Below are 21,980 nucleotides of genomic sequence, written 5' to 3' on the forward strand. Positions count from 1 at the left end.
CGCCTGCATCCGGAGCTAGGCTCCTACGATACAGACGGTTGCAACACTGGTTTTGTTCAAAACTATTTCTCGATCTCAACAATTTTATTATCCAGAACATAAATCGTCACTTGATCGCCGGAAACAAAAGATGAAGCACCCACAACTTCCGTCCCTGTATGGTAATAAGCTCTTGGGAAAAGGCTATAGGAATTTTTATCGCCGGCAGTTGTTGCTTTTAGATACATTTGATTCACAATTGAACTGTAGTTATCAACTTCACGTTTAGATACAGCAGCAACTTGGATCATCAGCTTGTCATTTGCGTCTTTCATCACTTGTACGCGATCGCCAACCTTAATGGACGCGAAATTATAATCCGTGCCGCCATTCAGCTTAACGCCGTAATTGGTTCCTGCATTAATGACTTGACTTTTACCAGTAAAATCTTGAACGGTCAACGAGGAGCTAGCCGCATTCACAGCTGTTACTTTCCCGATTACCGGCGTAACGATCTCAGCTTTGACAACTGTTGCGCCTTTGAACGAAAGCTTCACATAGTCATCCAAGGCAATATCATTGATCGAGCCTGCGCTTTGGTCCGGCTTCACGATCGATACACCGTCCAATGAGACGACATACTGCGTATTCGCATCATCGGTCACAGTAATTTGCTTGGAATTCACATTTGTCAAAATCGTTTTGTACAAATCCGTTTTACTTGTTGTAATTTTAGTTACGATGCTTTGGTCGAAACTAATTTGAAGTGAGATGTTATCTCCGACTTTGAGATCGGAAAGCGTACTATTCGGCTTATTCGCCAACTCAACGGTAGGTGCATACGTCAGCTTGAACGACAGGCTTTGGCCGCTGTCCGTTTTTAGCGTAATATCGTTCGTTTGCAGATTTAATTGTGTGATTGAGCCGTTAAGCTGCGTTGACATTTGAACTTGTGTAACCTTCTTTTGTGAGACAAGCAAATCTACATATTTACCAATTGTAAATGTACCGCTAAAGTTAGATAAAGGAAGTTTAGTGCCTGCATATGAAATCGATACGTTATCAGTCAAAATATAAGCATGTGGTTCACCTTTATTATCGATAACCGAAAGCAGCTTCAAGTTCTGATCGTAGCCAACAATTTTAGCAAAATATAAATTTTCAATGGAGCGATTTGTAACTGTAATCAATGTTACTTTATTATTGAGAACATCCAGTTTCAACTGATCGCCAGCAGCAAGATCATAAATACTTGCGTTAGTTAAACCATTGATGACAACTTTAACATTCTCATTCAATTCATAAGCATCAACAGGTTTTCCAGTTGTTTTATTTATCAATAAAGTAGATTTATCTTCAGAAAATTCTTTAAAAGTCCCCTCAACGCTAACGCCAACATCCGCCTGCTTCTTAACGGAAATCTTCACAACTTCGCTGTTTTTAACCGAATATTCAACGACATCTCCGACATGCAGCGAATTCAAATCGACCAAACTGTTATCCGTCGAAGTAATTATAATTGCGGAGGAGAAGGTGTACGATTCCGGCAGACCCGACTCGTTCTCTAGAAGCGTAATTTGCGCTGAATCTTTATTAAGTGTTTGAATTGCGCCATTTGCTGTTTTGTTGACAGGCACCTGCTTCACGATGATCGAGGTATACTTATCCGTTTTGACAATTTTACTTTTGCGCAATTGAATCGTGCTGCCTGTTACGATATCTCCAAGGCTTAGGCCGCGACCTTCCGAATCGGTTACTGCTACATCCGCAGCCAAATCATAGCTCTCAAAATCATCCAACGTAGCTTTCAGGGAGCCCATGTTTAATTTGAGCAATTTCCCCTCTTGAATATCCAACTGCAACTCGTCTTTAATGATTTCAACATAATAGGCCACGCCATTCACTTCAACGATCGAAACTTCATATGTTTCTTCAAGCTCTTTCGGATCAATCGCAGTATCATTCTTGTTTCCGTAGAAAACTGTATTTGGCGAAAGCTTATATGTACTTGTATTTCCCTCTTTATCCATTAGCCCAATCGTTCCGCTGGTGAGGTTTGTCAAGTACCCTTTCTTCGCATGCGCCGGTAAAGATGTTAAATCTTTCTGTGAGCGGCTTAGGAATGCGGCCATTTGGGCGCGTGTTACCGCTCCTTTAGGCTGGAAAGTTCCGTCTTCAAAGCCATCAACTACCTTCAATGCAACTGCGGCATTTACATACCCTAGTGTTGACGTGCTGATTTCGTTATTATCGTTAAAAGTAGTTGGCGTTTGCGATAAACTTTGGGCGAATGCGCCTTTACCGATCGCGCGAATAACAATCTCAGCCACCCATTCTCTGGATGCCTTACGCTGGCCCCACTTCTCTTTGGACTTATCGTTCAGGCTTCTTTCCTTCTCTTCTTCGTTAGAAATTAATCCTTTTTGCAGGGCAACCGCTACATAATTTCGGGCATAGTTGTCAACCAGCATGAAATCAGGAAAAACAGTCGTTGTTGTCATTGAATTAACTTCATCCTGCAAGCCCATCATACGAACTGCCATAATAAGTACGTCTTGCTGAGAAACCGAATTTTCAGCGCGGTAAGCACCATCTTCATATCCTTCGATAATTCCTTCCAAGGCAAGCTTGGAAATATGGCGAATTCCCCAATAGTCAGACTTTACGTCCGGGAAAGAAAGCTTTACGTTTTTTGTTGATGAACCATTCGTGGTCTCTGCGGCAAGAGCCGGTGTCCCTGCTAAGCTTGTTACAATTAATGAACTTACAATTGCGCTTGCCAATTTCTTATTTCTCATCGTTCGTATAAACTCCTCTGCTATTCCTTTTAATTAGGCCGTTTGATTGGGTATGGCAGCTCAATATGCCCCATTAAGCTATCCACTTGTTTACCATCCTTGAGGATGTACAAAGCTTTTACTTCTGGAAATTGAAATACTGTTTTTTTCAGCGCTTGCAGGAACAGTTCTTCTCCGGGCGCGCCCAGTTGCGTTTTGGGGCCAAAAGCGAGATCAACTTTCAACTCACCTTTGTCCTTATCAAAAGCCGCGCTTGTAAACTTCAAATCATCAAACAATGGTATCGCTTTAGAATCATCACTCTTCTTGAGTGCATTGAGGGCAGCTCCATATACATCTGCATCCTTTTTGTAGGAAATCGTAACTTCTTTCTCTACAAGCTTCATTTCATCCTGGTCGCTATAAAAGGCTTTGACCTTTTTTTGCAGTACAGGTTCAGGTGTAGGAGTCGCTGCAACGGTTGGCACAGGACTCTGAACCGCAGGTGTCGAGATCGAGTCCGCAGTTGGTTGCGGAGCATTACCGCTTACCAGTTGGTTTTTTTGACCGCAGGCAGTTATAGACAATGTAATGGCACTTACAAGAAGTGCCCCTTGTATGAAGCGTTTTTTTTGGGTCAATTCACTCACTCCTTCGCGTTTTGCTTAGCAAAACTAGCATCGTAGCATTAAAATTAGAGTTCTCCCCTCTTATTTGAGGTTCAAGTATTCTTTGATAGCAGCAACGAGAGCTGAGGCTAACTTGTCCTGGAACGCATCCTTATACATCGCAGTTTCATCGTTCTTATTAGACAAATACCCCACTTCCAGCAGAACAGCCGGCATGGTCGTTTTCGTGATGACTCTAAAATCAGCTTCGCGTACTTTGCGATCAGGGAATCCTGTAGCCGCAACCGCATTTTTGTGAATGACATTCGCAAAAGCTGCGCTTTCCGGTCTGTTGTAGTACGTTTCTGTGCCGGATACCGTAGCCTTAGCACTGTTACCGTGAATAGATAAGAAAAGGTCCGATTGAATGTTATTTGCAAAAGAAACCCGGTCATCCAGCGGAATGAACGTATCATCAGAACGAGTCATCAGGACATTAAGACGCTTGTCCTGAAGGAGAAGCTGCTCTACCTTCTTCGCTGTAGACAGTGTAAAATCCTTCTCATGTCTGCCCGTTATGGATAATGCGCCTGGATCGTTGTCGCCGTGACCCGCATCGATAACGACCGTTAACTGATGTTCTCCGATTGTAGCTTTCCATTGATTAGGGAGCTTTGAAGGCTGAACCTTAACATCTGCGGAGCTTTTTAGATCCAAAATAATTCTCACAGTAGCTGGATTATCTTTGAAATTGGAAAAGCGCACCTTCTCAACAAGCGGATGGTTGGACGCCATCTCTCCCGCATTTTTAACGAGCAATTTCTGAAGAGGCTCATCTAGGGTTGTATTTGGGAAATCAAATACAATCCGATTTGGATTGGCTAATTTCATCGTTGTCGGAACGAGCGTGCCGTCTTTGGCGTTAACCGTGATATCCTTGTCCGTCAGCACGATCGAGGTTAACAAATGAATGCTGGGATCCGGTTTAATAGTCCCTGTCCCTGTCCCTGTGCCAGTTCCGGTTCCAGATCCAGTGCCAGATCCATTTCCAGTTCCTGTACCAGTTCCGGTACCATCCCCTGGTTTTGAGGGGGTTGTAGTCGGCGGCGTAACCGGCGGTTTATCATCCACAACATCAACTGGACCTGTTACTGGCTTGGAGTCGTTATCGTCTTTTTGATACATATGAACGGACGAGGTGGATGCGTCCCATGTAAATTCAATACCCAATTGCTCGCCAATGAAACGGAGCGGAAGCATCGTATTGCCTTTGTCAATGATCGGGGCAACCTCCATGTCTTCCTTTTTACCTTTTATCAGCGCCGTTTTGCTGTCGATCACCAATTGAATGTTTGCATCGTCTTTGACAATCGTTACTTTGCGAGCAGCTTCGTCCCACGTGACCTTAGCGCCAATTTCTTCAACGATGATCCGTACCGGGACGATCGTATTTCCGCTAATAATACGGGGCTGAACTTCATTCGAAACCAGCCTTTTTTCATTCATAAAGAGCTTAATCGTATTGGGAGCTTCAGCCCCCAGTACAGTTGTAGGGAGAAGCAGCAAACAAATCAGCAACATGAAACAAAATGCAGGAAATTTCATCATTCACCTCTATGTAATGTCGGAATTATAGTCGTAATCACAAAAAATGAGATAACCATCTCTCAAAACCTAGCAGCAATTGTCTTTAATGCTAAAATAGTCACTTTGCCCGACAGCATAACCTCCGTTCGTTCGACAATCTAGTAATCTATTAGACGTAGCAAACTACCAAAAGTTGCATAAAAAAACAACAAAAAAAGACGCATTCCATGGAATCCCCATAGAGATGCGTCTTCGATTAGAACTTATTTATAAGCCAAACGCTTCGCGTGCGCTTGCTCGTATGCTGTAATTTTTTCTTCATGCTGTAATGTCAAACCGATATCATCCAAGCCTTGCAGCAAGAATTGACGGCGGTGCTCATCGATATTGAAGCTAATTTCCAACCCGTAGTTGTCAGTCAGTTTATTGTTTTCAAGATCAACATTCAGCTTGTAGCCTTCATATTGCGCTGTACGGTTGAACAGTTCATCCACTTGCTCTTCCGATAGCTTGATCGGCAAAATGCTGTTTTTGAAGCAGTTGTTGTAAAAAATATCCGCATAAGAAGGGGCGATAATGACTCGGAAGCCAAAATCTTGAATCGCCCATGGCGCGTGCTCACGGGAAGATCCGCAGCCGAAGTTCGCTCTGGAAAGCAACACGGAGGCGCCTTGGTAGCGATCCTGGTTCAGAGGAAAGCTCTCAATCACGTTACCCGCTTCATCCCATCTCCATTCGAAGAAAAGGAATTGGCCGAAACCGGAGCGCTCGATTCTTTTTAGAAATTGTTTAGGAATAATTGCATCTGTATCTACATTGACACGATCGACAGGGCCGACTAGGCCTGTATGTTGTTTGAAAGCTTCCATGTTTTCATTCTCCTTAATCAGCCAAAATTAAGCTTGTTGGTATTCTTTGATTTCCCAATCACGAACATCGTAGAAATGACCTTTGATCGCTGCAGCAACAGCCATCGCTGGAGAAACCAGATGCGTACGTCCGCCGCGGCCTTGACGGCCTTCGAAGTTACGGTTGGAAGTAGAGGCACAGCGTTGTCCTGGTTGCAGAACGTCTGGGTTCATAGCCAAACACATACTGCAGCCCGCATCACGCCATTCGAAGCCTGCAGCCGTGAAGATTTTGTCCAAGCCTTCTTTTTCAGCTTGAATTTTGACGCGGCCGGATCCTGGAACAACGATAGCTGTAACACTAGGATCTACGGAGTAGCCTTGAGCGATTTTCGCCGCTGCGCGAAGATCTTCGATACGTCCATTCGTACAGGAGCCGATGAAAACATAATCAACTTTCAGATCTGTCATTGGTGTACCTGGTGTTAAATCCATATATTCAAGCGCTTTTTCAGCAGCTTTACGTTCATTTTCGGTTTCAAAGCTTTGTGGATCTGGAACAAGGGCAGTAACGCTAGTTCCCATGCCCGGGCTAGTTCCCCAGGTTACTTGTGGAATCAAAGTGTCTGCGTCAAACTCCAATACCCAGTCAAACTCAGCGCCTTCGTCAGTAACAAGTTTAGACCACTCTGCTACTGCTGCATCGAAATCAGCACCTTGCGGTACATATTCACGACCACGCAGGTAGTTGAAAGTTGTTTCGTCAGGAGCAATCAAACCTGCTCTAGCCCCACCTTCAATGGACATGTTACAAACTGTCATACGCTCTTCCATGGAAAGACCGCGAATTGCTTCGCCCGTGTACTCGATAACATAGCCGGTCGCAAAATCCGTGCCATATTTCGCAATAACACCAAGGATCAAGTCTTTCGCTGTTACGCCCGGTTTCAAACTTCCGGTAATACGAACTTCCAGCGATTTCGCTCTGGACTGTTGAAGTGTTTGCGTTGCAAGAACGTGCTCCACTTCACTTGTACCAATACCGAATGCCAACGCCCCGAAAGCACCGTGTGTCGATGTGTGGCTGTCGCCGCAAACGATCGTTTTGCCCGGATGCGTAAGTCCAAGCTCAGGTCCCATAACGTGCACGACACCTTGGTCGATGCTGTCAAGATCGAATAAAGTAACGCCGAAATCACGGCAGTTTTGGGAAAGTGTATCAATTTGTTGCTTGGAAATTGGATCCGTAATATTGAAACGATCCTTCGTTGGAACGTTATGATCCATCGTTGCGAAAGTCAAATCAGGTCTGCGAACTTTACGGCCCGACAAACGAAGTCCTTCAAATGCTTGCGGCGATGTTACTTCATGTACCAGCTGCAAGTCGATATAAATAACGCTAGGTTTGCCTTCTTCCTGGTTAATTACGTGATTATCCCAGATTTTTTCGAACATCGTCTTTTTACTCATATCCAGTCACCTCTTGTCATTATCCGCTCAATTTGTTAATGTCTTACCCTCATAACGTAGTTTAGCATGATTATCGTCATTGCTCCAAGATATAATAACTATAAGCTTGATAGATTAATCCTATAGGAATAACCGTCAGTGAAAATCGACATGACACTCCGATTAGGTTTGATGTACATCAGTAATCTTGTATTCATGTCTGCGAAGACCTTTGTCATACAAGATGTGGCCTCGCTTCTGTTTTTGGTTATTTTTGCCCTTAACTCCTGGGAGGATGGTTTCAAGTGCGGGGGGGGGGTCTGCACGCGGAAAAACTAGCTGGAAGAATCATAGGTCCGTCACGCTTCGGACACAGCGTCCGTTACATTCGCGAAAAGCGTCGTGTCTCTCTGCTAACTGACACTAGAGATCTTATTTGCCGATTACGGGACGAAATCAGTTCCCATGTGAGCAAGTAACAGTGCTGGTATCCGTTACATGTTCGAAGAGCTCCTTTTCCATCGAGTTAGGGCTTCTCTGTCCGTTCGCGAGAACCGAGACTACGTTAACGCCCATTAGGTCTGTTCGACTGTACTATGGGAACTACACTCCCTTATTTAAGCAAATAGCCAAATTTCGTGAGGACGAGCGCGTTTGTATAAATGAAATCTATTCCCTTACGCAAAGAGGGCTTTCCCGCAAGCCGATATACGACTGGCGAGAAAGCCCCCTCTTTTATTTCGCATAGCGATTGTTTAACCAATGAACTCCCGTTGGAGACTTCCCGGTTGTCTGTTCAATATCAATAACATCCACACTTGATAACTCACTGATTCGTTTTAGATCCTCTGCTTTCGCTGTGCCTTCCAGTTCTGTAATTGTAAATGTAACAAATCGCGGACCAAGTAAATAGATCGCGTCCATCCCCGTATCATACCAGCTCACAGTATATTCTTCGTTATTTTCTTTCATTCCAGCTGCATATATCTGAGAAATTGTAAGATTATAAGCTTCTGCTAATTTTTTCAACCCTTCCGGTGAAACAGGCTTGTTGAACGTAATTGCAAATTGGACGCTATCACCATCGTTTGAGAATTTCAAGTTCTTTGCTCTTTCACTTTTGTACGCATCAAGTTTTTCTTTCGAATTAATCAGAGCATAGCTTTTCACTTGCTTGTTTGCTTCACCATCCTGATATTGATAAAAAGGACCGTCAAATTTTTCCGATAAATGGTAATCTCGATACTCTTTGTCTGAAACAGGCGCGTCATTTACATCAATCTTCGAGATCTGATCCTCTGTTTTATCGATATTATATAAGGCGCCATTGGGTTGAGAATATCTTTGCAATGTCTGCAGCATGACGTTTGAATTACTTTTGCTTGTGCGTAACCACGATGTGCTGAATATATATGATTTATTCGACTTTAATTCCGTTGAATCCATGACAGTTAACATGATTTCTTCGCCATGCTCATACAACGCATCTTTCCTTTCGAATTTTGCACCAGGCACGTTGGAAATCATTAATTTGGATCTTAAAACATCCTGATCATCTGTTTTGAATCGCAGAGCTGGGTTAAATTGTTTGATCGGGTCAGACGTTTGAAATTGCTGCAGCTGTTTGGACGACCACTCGAAATCAGCTTGTGTCGATACAATCTTTTTTTCGATAGCGGAAGCATTGAAACTTATTTCTGCCGGATGATCCCAATTTAATAGGTCTAAATCCGAATTGTTCAATGATTCTGCATATGCGCCCTGACACATTAGCAAACTAACAAGAACGATTGAAGTTGATATTTTATGCTTCAAGGTGCTCACTCCCAATACCTATTTCCATAATTTAACTATATTATCATAATTTTATTGGATAAATTTGTAAACAGATTTTTTTGCAAATTCGTTCTCTCATCACATGATTGGTTATGATAAAATACGTTCATGATAGATGATGAAATAAACCTGCAAGTTCCTTTATAGTTTAAAACAATAAACAAGATCTTTATCATTCCATTAGGAGATGTAAATACATTGGAATTACGACAATTGCAATACGCGATTCAAATCGCCATCGAACGTAACTTTTCGCGTGCCGCAGAAAAACTGCATATCGCCCAGCCTTCTCTCAGCCAGCAGTTGTCCAAGCTTGAGAAGGAGATCGGCGTCCTCCTTTTTCAGCGAAGCACCAACTCCGTTGAACTTACTCACGCAGGCTCCTTATTTGTAGAAAAATCGCAAAAAATACTCGATATGGTGGAACAGCTCAAAAAAGAGATGGAAGACATTTCCCAAATGAAAAAAGGCCGTCTTGTCATCGGCAGCATGCCAATTACGGGATCGACCATCCTTCCTTTCGTTGTCCCTGTGTTCCAAGCCGCTTATCCCGATATTGAGATTTCGCTCGTCGAAGAAACTTCTGCGAATCTTGAGACATTGACGATGAATGGGCAAACTGATATCTCACTGCTGTCTTTACCTTTGAGGGAAGATTCTCTCGTTTACGAAACACTGCTGGAAGAAGAAATTGTTCTCGCCGTGCCACCTCGTCATCCGCTGACCCAGAGCAAAGAACCGATCAGCATCTCGCAATTGGAAAAGGAGGCTTTCATTGCCTTGAAGAAAGGGCAAGGCTTTCGAAAACTTACTTTGGATCTCTGCCAAAACGCAGGTATTGTCCCTAACATCGTTTTTGAGTCTAGCAACATGGAAACTGTACAGTCACTCGTCGCTGTCGGTATGGGGATCGCTTTTGTGCCGTTTTTAATTTCAAAACGGAGCCTCAACGAGTTGTCTCCCATTCATCTTGCTTTAGAAGGCAGACCTGCACGTACACTTGTTATCGCCTATCGCAAAGGCAGATATCTCTCCAAAGCAGCCGAAGCTTTCGTCAGCACGATGAAAGAGGTCATGCAGACAATCGGGTAGCCGAAGAGTCAGAGGAGGAACGCCTTGAATAAGACACAACGATTAATTCAGCTTATGATGACTGTCAATGAGCGTATGAGGTTCACGACAAAAGAACTCGCCGAGGAGTTCGGCGTTTCAGAGCGGACTATGCACCGCGATTTACAGGAGTTGATCGAGCTCGGAATGCCGCTATACACGGAATTTGGGCCGCATGGGGGCTACCGCTTATTAAAAAAGCGAATGCTCCCTCCTATTTTGTTCACGGAACAAGAAGCTGTAGCGATGTTCTTCGCCTTTCAGTCGCTCCAATTTTATGGAGCGCTGCCTTTTACAGCAGAATCGGAATCCGCTCTGAATAAGTTTTATCACTATCTTCCGACGGATACGAAATCAAGAATCGACGCGCTTAAGGAGCGCGTTTCATTTTGGACGCCACACCGGACTCTTAGTTCCCCTTTCTTGGAACAATTACTGGAGGCTTCTATCGATGGTCTTCCCCTTCATATGACGTATGCATCCAAAGATGGCACTACAGCTAGAACGATTCAACCTATTGGCATTTATTCCTCAAACGGCTTCTGGTATTTCCCTTCCTATTGCTTTCAAAAAGATCGCATTTTGCTGTTTCGCGCAGATCGTGTGCAAACCTTGGAACGAGCCATGCCGGACCATCCGAGCAAAGATCTCAAGCACTATACCATTCTTGATTGGTTGACAGCAGGGCTAAGACATACAGCAGATTCCTCCGAGCTCATCAGGCTTCGCGTCAAACTCACCCCTGCCGGCGTCCGAGCCTATGAGCGAGGTAACGACATGGAGGGGAATGTGACCCTTCACGCCGATGGCAGCGGGGAACTGCTGACTGACATGCACCGAAGTAATCTGCCATATTTTTCGAAATATTTTCTAAGCATGGGTGCCGATGCCCTCGTTGAGGAGCCGATGGAAATGGCGGTTTGGATTCGCGAGCAAATTCAGGCCATGCAACGAGCATATGGTATTGTACAGACTTGACCGTTCTTGGATGGGAAGTATTCGAATGTTTATTGATGTATATATAATCCTTGACAAGAGTTGTCATGGTATTGAGGTAGTCTGTACATGAAGGGTAACTTAGTGAAGGAGGCAGAACTTAGCGATGGCGAATACAAAAAAACTGCAAGGACGGGTAGCGCTCGTTACAGGGTCCAGTCGTGGCGGAGGCAAAGGCATTGCTTTGGCACTCGGAGAGGCAGGTGCAACGGTTTATGTGACAGGGCGCAGCACGAGATTGCAGACTACGAGAGATGATCTTGCAGGCACGATTGAGGATACGGCGGATGAAGTGACGGCACGCGGCGGCGTCGGGGTTGCCGTTCGTTGTGATCATACAGTTGAAGAGGATGTCAAAGAGCTGTACGAGCGGATAAAAAAGGAACAGGGCACACTTGATCTTCTCGTCAACAACGCATGGGGCGGTTACGAAAACTATGACGATGTTGATTTTTTGGTGCCATTTTGGGAGCAGCCCATGAAACGTTGGGACAACATGTTTAATGCCGGCTTACGGGCCCAAATGGTATCCAGCCGCTGTGCCATGTCCACCTTCTTTCTGGAGCAAAATCGCGGGCTTATCATTAACACTGGTGTTTATTCCGACATCGGCGGAAACTACCCTGTGAATGTGTTTTATGACACAGTGAAACGGGCGGTTGTGACGATGACTCGAGCTATGTCTCTGAATCTCAAAGATCAACACCTTGAGGTGACAGCGCTCGCACTAGCCCCAGGATGGATGCGCACAGAAGCTGTCTATAAACATTACGGCCTCGAACCGGGAGACCCTGACTTCATGAAAATTGAAGATTTGCATCCGACGGAATCCGTTGAGTATATCGGACGCGCCGTAGTCGCGCTAGCCTCCGATCCTCTGGTTCATCTTCAGACAGGAAAGCTGCTTGAAGTTGGCACATTAGCTGAAACCTATGATTTCACTGATACGGATGGCAGGCGTATGCCCCCGTTTCGTGTATAATCGTTCACCTTCATACACCATTTTTGAATACAATTAGGCGGTTGGATGCGGCAATGTGAAAAGCTGCGATTTCCAGCCGCCTTTTTTATTGCCTTGATAGCCCATATATTTTCAAAATTATGTCAATTGCCCTAACCCTTTAAACTCCGGACGCATACAATATAATAAAAACTTATCGTTTCTCTAATTATTTTTGATAAAGAGATACTTAAAGCCTAGGAGGCCGAAACCATGATGTTAGTAAGAGCAATTGAACAGACATTCTGTAAATTGCAAGACCCTTCATTAGATCAATTAAGATCAGCGCTTCAATCGCTAAGCAGCTTACTCTGTGAGGTGCCTGCCTATAAAACCGAACCAGGGCAGCTACCTTATGGCCGCAATGTCATTTATAGCACTGCGCATCTTGAAGTCATTATCATTCACATCCCACCTTCTGCTGCAACAGCGATTCATAATCATGGAGCTTCCATAGGAGCTGCTTGTTTGGTTCAAGGAAATATCGTCAATTCCAAATACCAACTGGACAAGTATGGTTATCCTGTGGTGGAAAACGATGATTTCATAAAGACAGGTGATTTCTTTACAGCTCCGCAAGATCAGATTCATCAGCTTAGCAATCCATTCCATGAGCCCGCCGTTTCCATTCACGTCTATAGTCCGCCGCTTCGCGACGTCCACCGTTACCTCCCTTACAGCGAAGTCCTCGATTATGTTATATAAAAATAAAACCCTCTGCAGAAAGCGCCTTAATAGGCGGCTTGCAGAGGGTTTTGCTTTAAAATTGAAGCGAATTTTCGATGAATGCTTTTAAGTCAGCAATCGGCATCCGGGTTTGTTCCATCGTGTCACGGTCACGCACCGTTACTTGGCCGTCTGTTTCGGACTCGAAGTCGTAAGTGATACAGAAAGGCGTACCGATTTCATCATGACGGCGATATCTTTTACCGATCGAACCTGTATCATCATAATCAACCATGAAATATTTGGCAAGATCCGCGAATACTGCTTGTGCGCCTTCATTTAATTTCTTGGAAAGCGGGAAAATAGCAGCTTTGATCGGAGCAAGCGCAGGATGGAAATGAAGCACTGTACGGCTGTCATCACCTTCCAGCTTCTGCTCTTCGAATGCATCGATCAGAAGCGCCAATGTCACACGGTCTGCGCCAAGGGACGGCTCAATGCAGTAAGGGACGTAACGCTCATTCGTTTCTTGATCGATATAGTTGAAGTCTTCGCCGGAATGCTCCATGTGCTGTTTCAAATCGAAATCCGTACGATCCGCTATACCCCAAAGCTCGCCCCAGCCAAATGGGAATTTATACTCAATATCTGTGGTAGCATTACTGTAGTGAGACAATTCATCTTCATTGTGGTCGCGCAAGCGAAGGTTTTCATCTTTAGCGCCTAACGACAGCAGCCAGTTATGGCAGAAGCTTCTCCAGTACTCGAACCATTTCATATCCTCACCTGGTTTGCAGAAGAACTCAAGCTCCATTTGTTCAAATTCGCGTGTACGGAACGTAAAGTTACCCGGCGTGATTTCGTTACGGAAGCTTTTACCGATTTGACCGATACCAAATGGAAGCTTTTTACGCATGGTACGCTGTACGTTCTTAAAGTTTACAAAAATACCTTGTGCTGTTTCCGGACGCAAGTAAACGACGTTGGAACTTGCTTCTGTAACGCCTTGGAACGTTTTGAACATCAGGTTGAACTGACGAATGTCCGTGAAATCCTTGCTGCCGCAATCCGGGCAAACAATGTTATTCTCGACAATCAGTTTCATCATATCATCGAATGTCATACCGTCTACGACGATTTCGATATCTTTTTCAGCAAGTTTGTTCTCAATCAGCTTATCAGCGCGGTGACGGGCTTTACAGTTTTTGCAATCGATCATTGGATCGTTGAAGTTTCCTACGTGACCGGAGGCTACCCATGCCTGCGGGTTCATCAGAATCGCGGCGTCAAGACCTACGTTATACGGGGATTCCTGAACGAATTTTTTCCACCAAGCGCGCTTGATGTTATTTTTCAGTTCTACGCCCAGAGGACCGTAATCCCATGTATTGGCCAAACCGCCATAAATTTCGGAACCTGGGAATACAAAACCTCTGTGCTTTGCTAATGCAACAACTTGATCCATAGTAACACTCATTGTTCTTTCGCTCCTTCAGCTTCTCGTAATGGGTCAACGACCTTAGACGTCCGTTTGGATAGGAGTACACGCAAAAAAAGCTCCACATCCAAAGGCATCAAATAATGCCTAGGGACGAGAGCCTTACGCACCCGCGGTTCCACCCTAGTTGATACACCTGTAAAAGCCATGTATCCCCTTTATCGTATTGGCTCCGGATAGCCTTTTCCTTGGGCTTCTGTCTGGGCTCTCACCGTCCCCAGCTCGCTGAACAAGAAGTTGTTCAAGTACTATTTATCCTTCACAGCCACAATTGATCATTCAATTGGCTTTAGTTTACAAAATAACCGACAAAAAATCAAATCCCAAAAGCACATTTTTAGAAATTAATATAAATGCGGCCTGCGGTCCTCAAAGACAGGAATTTTGGCTCTTACACGCACAACTTCCTCTAAATCGATCGTCGCACGCAAAATCGCTTCGCTTTCATCGCCTTCCACGAGCACTTCGCCCCAAGGGTCAATCACCATGGAATGTCCAAAAAAATCTGTCGTTCCACTCGTTCCTACCCGGTTGCAAGAAACGACATACATTTGATTCTCGATCGCTCTAGCCATGAGCAGCGTGCGCCAGTGATGCAAACGCGGGTGCGGCCACTCCGCAGGAACGAATAAAATTCTCGCACCATCCAGCGCTAATTTGCGTGCCAGCTCAGGAAAGCGAATGTCATAACAAATCATCGCGCCGGCTGGAACACCTTCCAGCTCAAATCGGCCAAGCCGGTCTCCGCTATGAAGAAACTTTTCCTCGTCCATCAGGCGGAATAAATGAATTTTGGAATACTCCGCAATTTCAGCGCCTTCGCGATCAAACGCATATATAGTGTTCAGCACACGGTCATCTTTTTTATCGGCAATCGAGCCGCCAATAATATTAACGCTGTTCGCTTTGGCAAAACCGCTCAAGAACGATCTCGTCCGTTCCCCATTCGAGTCAGCCAGCTGCTCAATTTCGGTCAAGGCGTAGCCGGTGTTCCACATTTCTGGAAAAACGATCACATCCGGTTTAGGGTCGTTTTGAACCGCTTCTTGAAGAAGTTTTTCCAATCGCGCAAAGTTCGTGTCCGGCTCACCGATCGTGATATCCATTTGAATAAGGGCTAGTTGAAGCTGTTGTGATTCTGGCATGCTGTAAATACTCCTTCCGGTGGGCATAAAAGCCAATACTATGTTATCCATCATAATCGAAAATCTGTTTGAACCCAAGTCCGCTCAGGACGGTTTAAAAGTTTTCGATTGACCTCTGGCAATGCTGAGGGTTTTCCACCCTGTATTTGCCCAGTGTTTGCTCAGAAAAACGATTTGACCCACATGATAACCATAATGAGAAACCTGACGCTGAATGGCCTGAATAACGGTTAACTCTTGGTCGCGGATGTGCACAATACTCAGAACATCATCTGGCGTAAGCGCGTTTAAAGCATCAAAAAGCACCTTCCACCCCGCCTCCCATAATGAAATGAGCTCTTCCCGCGTGAAATGGCTGCTTTCAAATTCATTGTCGCGCTCCCGCGTCTCCTTCTCTCCGTCCGATGTTAGAAAATCAATCCAGCGGGATAACATATTCCCATGCATGTGTTTGATCAACACTTCCAAAGAGTTCGACTCTTCATCTAAGGTTTGATAAAAATGCTCGTCTGCTGCCTGCGCAAATGCTTGATCCGCCAGTTTTTTCATACTCGCAAAAGCACGAATCGACTCCTCCAGAAAAACTTGTGCAACTTGTGATTGATCAGACATGGCTCTCATCACCTTTCCCAGCATTTGAACTAACTGTATGACAAGCTATGCAAGATGTAAAATCGATTTTTTTCATCACTATGAAAAAAAGACTAATCATGTTACATTTAGGTTATTAATTAAAATCCCGACCTCCGGAGTGTGAATTAAAACGTGACGATTCTATCTACTAAAACAAGTGCATTTTCCATACAGCCTGCCGAACGAATGAAAGGTTTGCCTACGCAATTCTTCGCAACGCTAGTTGGCAAAGCGAACGAACAAATTGCGTTAGGTCATGATGTCATCAATCTCGGGCAAGGCAACCCGGATCGCCCAACGCCGCCTCATATCGTAGCTTCAATGCAGGAAGCGGCCGCTAACCCTTTGTATCATAAATACCCGCCCTTCAGCGGATTTCCTTTTCTGAAGCAAGCTATCGCCCAACGTTACAAAGAAGATCACAATGTCGATCTTGACCCGGACACCGAAGTGGCAATCCTTTTTGGCGGCAAAACGGGACTCATCGAGATCGCTCAGTGCTTGCTGAACCCTGGCGATGTTTGTCTTGTGCCTGACCCGGGCTATCCGGATTATTGGTCTGGCGTTGCGCTAGCCGGCGCGGAAATGGCCTTTATGCCCTTGCGCGAAGAAAATAACTTTCTTTCGGATTACTCCGCTTTGAAGCAATCGGATCTGGATCGTGCGAAGCTCATGTTCATCAACTACCCGAACAATCCGACCGGTGCAACGGCCCCCGCTTCCTTTTATGAAGAAACGGTCCAGTTCGCACAGAAGAATGGCGTAGTTGTCGCCAGTGATTTCGCTTATGGCGCAATCGGATTCGACGGACAAAAGCCCATTAGCTTCTTGCAAACGCCAGGGGCCAAAGAAGTCGGCATCGAGTTCTATACGCTTTCCAAAACGTATAACATGGCTGGCTGGCGCGTAGGCTTTGCGCTCGGCAACCGGGAAGTCATCCGCCTCATTAATTTGATGCAGGATCATTATTACTGCTCCTTGTTCGGAGGCATTCAAGCTGCGGCAGCAACGGCGTTGACCGCCTCGCAAGACTGCGTAACTGAACTGCGCGATGTTTATGAAAGCCGCCGCAATGCCCTGTATACCGCATTAGCAAGCATTGGCTGGAACGCCCGTCCGTCCCAAGGCTCCTTCTTCTCTTGGCTGCCTGTTCCGAAGGGGCACACATCGCAAAGCCTTGCCGATCTGCTTCTCCAAGAAGCAAAGGTAGTCGTAGCGCCAGGCATTGGCTTCGGCACCCACGGAGAAGGCTATGTACGTCTAGGTCTTTTATCCTCGGAAGAAAGACTGGCAGAAGCCGTGCAGCGCATCGGGAAGCTAAATCTATTCGGCTAAGCGGAAAAATTAGAGGCAGCTGCTTCTTTACAAACACTTGTACCCCGTGCTATTCTATATAGAACCAAAAAAGGAAGTCTTCCAAAACTTCTATATCGCAATGTTATGATGGGAATAGTAGGAACGTGCAGCACGTAACCAGAGAGTAAGCTCCACCGACTGAGAGAGCTTGCCGTGAACCGATTCCGAACCCGCCCCTGAACCGTCAACGATGAGTTGAACAGTCCCTGCTGTTATCCAGGGAATCCAGAGTTGGGTGCAGCCGCTATCGGTGTGCGCCAATCTAAGGTGGTACCGCGGAAGCTACAGACTTTCGTCCTTATGTTATGAGGACGGGAGTCTTTTTTTGTACCTACATATTACATATTTGCAAAAGCAAAGGATGGGATTGTAATGACACAGCGCATCGTCGTGAAAATCGGCAGCTCCTCTTTAACTTCAGATACGGGTGGTTTAAATCCCGATAAAATCCGTTTTTTCGCATCGGAACTAGCGCAATTGCAGCAGGACGGCAACCAAGTCCTGCTCGTAACCTCCGGAGCGGTAGCCGCAGGCTTCACTTCCCTTGGATACCGCACGCGGCCCAAGGTGCTGCACGAGAAGCAAGCCGCGGCCGCTGTCGGGCAAGCGTTGCTTATGCAAGCGTACCATGAAGCGTTTGCGTCCCATGGCGTGAGCGTGGCGCAAATTTTGCTGACCCGGTACGATTTCTCGAACCGCAAGCGCGTCCAGAACGCGCTGATGACCATCGACGAGCTGCTGCAGCGCGGCGTCGTTCCCATCATTAACGAGAATGACACCGTCTCGGTGGATGAACTGAAATTCGGCGACAATGATACGTTGTCAGCCCTAGTCGGCAATTTGGTGAAGGCGAGCAAATTGATCATCATTACAGATATGGACGGCCTGTACACGGACGATCCACGCAAAAACGCAAACGCGCAGCGCATCGACCGCGTCGCCGCCATCAGCGACGAGCTGTTCAGCTTCGCTGGCGGCTCGGGGAGCGCAGTCGGCACCGGAGGAATGCGCTCGAAGGTCGAGGCTGCCCGCATTGCGATGCGCGGAGGCGTGCAGGTGTTTATCGGGCGCGTATTAGAGCCCGGCGATCTGCCGATTGCTGTTGGCGGCAGCGGCAAGGGCACGTACTTTGACACGGCGTTAAACAACTTGCCGGTGAAGAAGCAATGGGTCGGCTTCCACTCGCTGCCCCAAGGGCAAATTCTCGTCGACCCGGGTGCGCGAACGGCCCTGGTCAGCGGTGGAAAAAGCCTGCTCCCCGCAGGCGTTATCGGGGCTACCGGCGACTTCCACCCCGGCGACGTGGTTGAAGTGCTGAGCAAAGAAGGCCTACTACTCGGACGCGGTGTCGTGAACTATGCGGCTTGGCAAATACAAGCCGCCGCGGGGTTATCGACCGAGGAAGTACAGAAGCGCGTGGAAGTAGCCAGAATCGAAGTTATCCACCGCGATGAATGGGTTCCACTGGCATAAATTCAAATGTGAAAGCGAGGCACGCCTATCTATGAGACAACAACGAATGCTGATTCCAACTTTGCGAGACGTCCCGGGTGATGCCGAAGCCGCAAGCCACCGGCTCATGCTGCGCGCTGGTCTGGTCCGGCAGCTCTCCAGCGGGATCTACTCCTACTTACCGTTAGGGCTTAAAGCTCTTCAACATATCCAAACCATTGTTCGCGAAGAATTGGACGCTGCCGGTGCCCAGGAAATGTTGATGCCGGCTCTGCACCCTTCCGAATTATGGAAAGCCTCCGGACGATGGGACATCTATGGTCCCGAACTAATGCGCCTGGAAGACCGGCATGGCCGGGAGTTTGCCCTCGGCGCCACCCATGAAGAAGTCATAACGACGATCGTGAAGGACGAAATTCAGTCCTACAAAAAGCTGCCTGTCACACTGTATCAAATTCAAACGAAATACCGCGATGAGCGAAGACCAAGATTCGGCTTGCTGCGCGGACGCGAATTCTTAATGAAAGATGCGTATTCCTTCGACCGGACCGCAACCGGACTTGATGAAAGCTATCAAAGCATGTACAACGCTTATGAACGCATTTTCACACGCTGCGGCTTAAACTTCCGGGCGGTTGAGGCCGATTCCGGCGCAATCGGCGGCACGGATACCCACGAATTCATGGCACTAGCGGACATCGGCGAAGATACGATCGTCCACTGCCCTTCCTGCCAATATGCAGCCAATTTGGAGAAAGCGGTTGGTCTGTTGCCGCCTTCACCTTCATCTGCAAGCAAGCAGCCAAAGCTGGACGGTCGGCCGAAAAAAGTGCACACGCCAAAGGTAACAAGCATTAAACAGCTGAGCGAATTCCTTCCTATCTCGCCTAAGCAGATCATTAAATCTATTGCAATTGAAGCAAACGGTGCGCCTGTCATCGTCCTCCTTCGTGGCGACTGTGAAGTCAATGAGATTAAATTAAAAAATGTGTTAGGCGCTTCAGAATTCATCATGCTTTCGGAAACCGATATTCAAAAATTGGGTTCCATTGCCGGATTCATCGGGCCAATCGGACTTCAGAACGTCAAGATCATCGCTGACTCATCGGTGATGGGTTTGCAGGACGCCGTCGTTGGCGCCAATGAAGCGGATTATCACCTCGTACATGTAGATGTAGAGCGAGATCTCGCTGACTTAGCTTATCATGACCTGCGTAATGTGACGGAAGGCGAATGCTGCATGTCCTGCGGTCATCAACTCTCTTTTGCCAAAGGGATCGAAGTTGGGCATGTTTTCAAGCTTGGAACCAAATACAGTCAATCATTAGGTGCTTTGTTCAGCGACGAGAATGGGGCGTCAGAGCCCATCATCATGGGTTGTTACGGGATTGGCGTTTCACGTGTGCTAGCCGCCATTCTGGAACAGAACTATGATGAGCGCGGAATTATATGGCCTGCCTCCATTGCTCCATTTGCCGTTCATTTGCTAACGGTTCATGTCCAAGACGAGGTTCAGATGAAATTATCGGATGAGATTTATAAGTCGTTATCTAGGGCAGGTCTTACAGTCCTCTGGGATGATCGTGAAGAACGTCCCGGCGTTAAATTTAACGATGCCGACTTACTCGGCTTCCCACTACGGATTACCGTCGGAAAGAAAGCCGGAGAGAACATCGTAGAATGTAAGGAACGCCGCAGCGGACAACAATATGAATTAACGGTCCAACAAATTCTTACGCACTGCCAAACCTTTTTCCAAACAGGAGGTCGATCTTCCCATGAGTGAAGTCGTTCAAAAGTCCAGATTAGCGAAACAAGCTGCCCAAACGATGGGCAATCTCACAACAGAACAGAAAAACACAGCGCTGCTTCTTATGGCGGACGCCCTTGTCACCGAACAGCAAGCTATTATTGAAGCAAATGCAAAGGATCTGGAACGAGGCAAACAATTAGGCACCAGCGCTTCCCTGCTCGACCGTCTTGCCCTGAATGAGTCGCGCATTGCAGCCATTGCCGAAGGTTTGCGTCAAATCGCCGAGCTGCCAGATCCTATCGGAGATACGCTAGAAGATTTTGAACGTCCGAATGGTCTTCGCATCCGTAAAATTCGTGTTCCACTTGGCGTTATCGGCATCATCTATGAAGCCAGACCTAATGTTACCGTGGATGCTGCAGGGTTATGCCTAAAAACAGGCAATGCCGTCGTGCTGCGTGGCGGATCTTCCGCGCTATTTTCCAATGAAAAGATCGTCGAGGTTCTGCACAGTGCCCTTAAACGCTCTGCCATTCCTGCCGACGCTCTGCAGCTGATCCTTAGTTCGGATCGCAGCTCTGTCGATGAAATGCTGAAGCTCAATGGCTTAATCGACGTTCTCATCCCTAGAGGCGGGCATTCACTTATTCAAAATGTTGTCAATAACGCATCCGTACCTGTCATTGAAACAGGCGCAGGTGTATGTCATACTTTTATTGACGAAAGCGCACAGCTCGAAATGGCTATCGCAATTGGTCTAAATGCCAAAGCTCAGCGTCCTTCCGTCTGCAACGCGATGGAAACCCTGCTTGTGCATGAAGCAGCGGCGGCTAAGCATTTGAACGTTATCGCGGACGCCTTCACAGGCGCTAATGTGGAACTTAGAGGAGACGAGCGCGCCAGAGCACTTGTACCTAACATGCTGACTGCTGAAGCAGCGGATTGGGGAACGGAATACGGCGATTATATTTTATCCGTCAAAGTGGTGAAGGATCTCGATGAAGCACTTGAGCACATTCGCGAATTCGGCACCATGCACTCGGAATGTATTGTGACGGAAGATGCCTCGAATGCGGAAAGATTTCTACAGGAGGTCGATGCGGCAGCCGTTTATCACAATGCGTCGACGCGCTTCACGGATGGTTTTGAATTCGGATTCGGCGCGGAAATCGGCATCTCCACTCAAAAACTGCATGCTCGCGGACCGATGGGTCTGCCAGCACTTACTTCAACCAAATACCGCATTTACGGAAGCGGACAAATACGTCAATAATTTCAAGGAATTTG

The 21,980-nt window shown here is 46.5% G+C and carries 17 protein-coding genes; 8 read left to right on the top strand and 9 right to left on the bottom strand.

Going from position 1 to position 21,980, the window contains the following annotated elements:
- Positions 1 to 62: 62 nt before the first annotated feature.
- The 6 genes from J2Z65_RS05315 to J2Z65_RS05340 form a co-directional block, all read right to left on the bottom strand.
- A complete protein-coding gene (locus J2Z65_RS05315; protein WP_167053921.1) occupies positions 63 to 2,777 on the bottom strand; it encodes an S-layer homology domain-containing protein in 2,715 nt (904 codons plus the stop codon).
- A 29-nt stretch (positions 2,778 to 2,806) separates the two neighbouring features.
- Complete coding sequence (locus J2Z65_RS05320; RefSeq protein WP_167053919.1) at positions 2,807 to 3,397, bottom strand: GerMN domain-containing protein; 591 nt, start codon at positions 3,395 to 3,397, stop codon at positions 2,807 to 2,809.
- A 69-nt stretch (positions 3,398 to 3,466) separates the two neighbouring features.
- Positions 3,467 to 4,972, bottom strand: a complete 1,506-nt coding sequence (locus J2Z65_RS05325; protein ID WP_167053917.1) for an N-acetylmuramoyl-L-alanine amidase family protein — start codon at positions 4,970 to 4,972, stop codon at positions 3,467 to 3,469.
- 242 nt (positions 4,973 to 5,214) lie between these two features.
- Entirely contained in the window at positions 5,215 to 5,820 is a 606-nt protein-coding gene (gene leuD, locus J2Z65_RS05330; protein ID WP_167053915.1) for a 3-isopropylmalate dehydratase small subunit, read from the bottom strand.
- A gap of 27 nt (positions 5,821 to 5,847) precedes the next feature.
- Complete coding sequence (leuC, locus tag J2Z65_RS05335; RefSeq protein ID WP_167053913.1) at positions 5,848 to 7,269, bottom strand: 3-isopropylmalate dehydratase large subunit; 1,422 nt, start codon at positions 7,267 to 7,269, stop codon at positions 5,848 to 5,850.
- Positions 7,270 to 7,983: 714 nt separating this feature from the next.
- Entirely contained in the window at positions 7,984 to 9,063 is a 1,080-nt protein-coding gene (locus tag J2Z65_RS05340) for a hypothetical protein (protein ID WP_167053911.1), read from the bottom strand.
- Between the two features lie 219 nt (positions 9,064 to 9,282).
- On the opposite strand from J2Z65_RS05340, the gene J2Z65_RS05345 reads away from it, so the two are divergent.
- The 4 genes from J2Z65_RS05345 (at position 9,283) to J2Z65_RS05360 (ending at position 12,895) form a co-directional block, all read left to right on the top strand.
- Positions 9,283 to 10,176 (top strand): LysR family transcriptional regulator, encoded by an 894-nt coding sequence (locus J2Z65_RS05345; RefSeq protein WP_167053909.1) that lies wholly within the window; start codon positions 9,283 to 9,285, stop codon positions 10,174 to 10,176.
- A gap of 24 nt (positions 10,177 to 10,200) precedes the next feature.
- The gene (locus J2Z65_RS05350) at positions 10,201 to 11,172 is read left to right on the top strand and encodes a helix-turn-helix transcriptional regulator (protein ID WP_167053907.1); all 972 of its coding nucleotides are present in this window, start codon (positions 10,201 to 10,203) and stop codon (positions 11,170 to 11,172) included.
- Between the two features lie 124 nt (positions 11,173 to 11,296).
- Positions 11,297 to 12,172, top strand: a complete 876-nt coding sequence (locus tag J2Z65_RS05355) for an SDR family NAD(P)-dependent oxidoreductase (RefSeq protein ID WP_167053905.1) — start codon at positions 11,297 to 11,299, stop codon at positions 12,170 to 12,172.
- A 231-nt stretch (positions 12,173 to 12,403) separates the two neighbouring features.
- Positions 12,404 to 12,895, top strand: coding sequence for a cysteine dioxygenase (locus J2Z65_RS05360; RefSeq protein ID WP_167053903.1), 492 nt, complete (start codon positions 12,404 to 12,406; stop codon positions 12,893 to 12,895).
- Between the two features lie 55 nt (positions 12,896 to 12,950).
- On the opposite strand, the gene J2Z65_RS05365 is transcribed toward J2Z65_RS05360, so the two are convergent.
- The 3 genes from J2Z65_RS05365 to J2Z65_RS05375 form a co-directional block, all read right to left on the bottom strand.
- Entirely contained in the window at positions 12,951 to 14,333 is a 1,383-nt protein-coding gene (locus J2Z65_RS05365; RefSeq protein WP_167053901.1) for a glycine--tRNA ligase, read from the bottom strand.
- Positions 14,334 to 14,698: 365 nt separating this feature from the next.
- Positions 14,699 to 15,499, bottom strand: coding sequence for a carbon-nitrogen family hydrolase (locus J2Z65_RS05370; RefSeq protein WP_240159518.1), 801 nt, complete (start codon positions 15,497 to 15,499; stop codon positions 14,699 to 14,701).
- An 84-nt stretch (positions 15,500 to 15,583) separates the two neighbouring features.
- Positions 15,584 to 16,111 (bottom strand): DUF1572 family protein, encoded by a 528-nt coding sequence (locus tag J2Z65_RS05375; RefSeq protein ID WP_167053899.1) that lies wholly within the window; start codon positions 16,109 to 16,111, stop codon positions 15,584 to 15,586.
- Between the two features lie 153 nt (positions 16,112 to 16,264).
- On the opposite strand from J2Z65_RS05375, the gene J2Z65_RS05380 reads away from it, so the two are divergent.
- From J2Z65_RS05380 to J2Z65_RS05395, 4 genes are all read left to right on the top strand, one after another.
- Positions 16,265 to 17,467 carry a pyridoxal phosphate-dependent aminotransferase gene (locus J2Z65_RS05380; RefSeq protein ID WP_338111570.1) on the top strand — a complete coding sequence of 401 codons (1,203 nt, stop codon included), beginning with the start codon at positions 16,265 to 16,267 and terminating at the stop codon, positions 17,465 to 17,467.
- A 393-nt stretch (positions 17,468 to 17,860) separates the two neighbouring features.
- Positions 17,861 to 18,961: a glutamate 5-kinase gene (gene proB, locus J2Z65_RS05385; RefSeq protein ID WP_167053897.1), complete on the top strand. Its 1,101-nt coding sequence runs from the start codon at positions 17,861 to 17,863 to the stop codon at positions 18,959 to 18,961.
- A gap of 31 nt (positions 18,962 to 18,992) precedes the next feature.
- Positions 18,993 to 20,726 carry a proline--tRNA ligase gene (locus tag J2Z65_RS05390; RefSeq protein ID WP_167053895.1) on the top strand — a complete coding sequence of 578 codons (1,734 nt, stop codon included), beginning with the start codon at positions 18,993 to 18,995 and terminating at the stop codon, positions 20,724 to 20,726.
- Entirely contained in the window at positions 20,719 to 21,966 is a 1,248-nt protein-coding gene (locus tag J2Z65_RS05395; protein ID WP_167053893.1) for a glutamate-5-semialdehyde dehydrogenase, read from the top strand. Before J2Z65_RS05390 ends, J2Z65_RS05395 begins: the two co-directional genes overlap by 8 nt.
- The last annotated feature ends 14 nt before the right edge of the window (positions 21,967 to 21,980 follow it).

Origin of the sequence: Paenibacillus aceris (genome assembly GCF_017874035.1) — a bacterium.
GTDB lineage: Bacteria > Bacillota > Bacilli > Paenibacillales > NBRC-103111 > Paenibacillus_E > Paenibacillus_E aceris.

Excerpts from the sequence above, each read along its gene's own strand:
- leuC (WP_167053913.1), bottom strand. The coding sequence starts at position 7,269 with ATGAGTAAAAAGACGATGTTCGAAAAAATCTGGGATAATCACGTAATT.
- J2Z65_RS05355 (WP_167053905.1), top strand. The coding sequence starts at position 11,297 with ATGGCGAATACAAAAAAACTGCAAGGACGGGTAGCGCTCGTTACAGGG.
- leuD (WP_167053915.1), bottom strand. The coding sequence starts at position 5,820 with ATGGAAGCTTTCAAACAACATACAGGCCTAGTCGGCCCTGTCGATCGT.
- proB (WP_167053897.1), top strand. The coding sequence starts at position 17,861 with ATGACACAGCGCATCGTCGTGAAAATCGGCAGCTCCTCTTTAACTTCA.
- J2Z65_RS05390 (WP_167053895.1), top strand. The coding sequence starts at position 18,993 with ATGAGACAACAACGAATGCTGATTCCAACTTTGCGAGACGTCCCGGGT.
- J2Z65_RS05395 (WP_167053893.1), top strand. The coding sequence starts at position 20,719 with ATGAGTGAAGTCGTTCAAAAGTCCAGATTAGCGAAACAAGCTGCCCAA.
- J2Z65_RS05365 (WP_167053901.1), bottom strand. The coding sequence starts at position 14,333 with ATGAGTGTTACTATGGATCAAGTTGTTGCATTAGCAAAGCACAGAGGT.
- J2Z65_RS05370 (WP_240159518.1), bottom strand. The coding sequence starts at position 15,499 with ATGCCAGAATCACAACAGCTTCAACTAGCCCTTATTCAAATGGATATC.
- J2Z65_RS05315 (WP_167053921.1), bottom strand. The coding sequence starts at position 2,777 with ATGAGAAATAAGAAATTGGCAAGCGCAATTGTAAGTTCATTAATTGTA.
- J2Z65_RS05360 (WP_167053903.1), top strand. The coding sequence starts at position 12,404 with ATGATGTTAGTAAGAGCAATTGAACAGACATTCTGTAAATTGCAAGAC.
- J2Z65_RS05325 (WP_167053917.1), bottom strand. The coding sequence starts at position 4,972 with ATGATGAAATTTCCTGCATTTTGTTTCATGTTGCTGATTTGTTTGCTG.
- J2Z65_RS05375 (WP_167053899.1), bottom strand. The coding sequence starts at position 16,111 with ATGTCTGATCAATCACAAGTTGCACAAGTTTTTCTGGAGGAGTCGATT.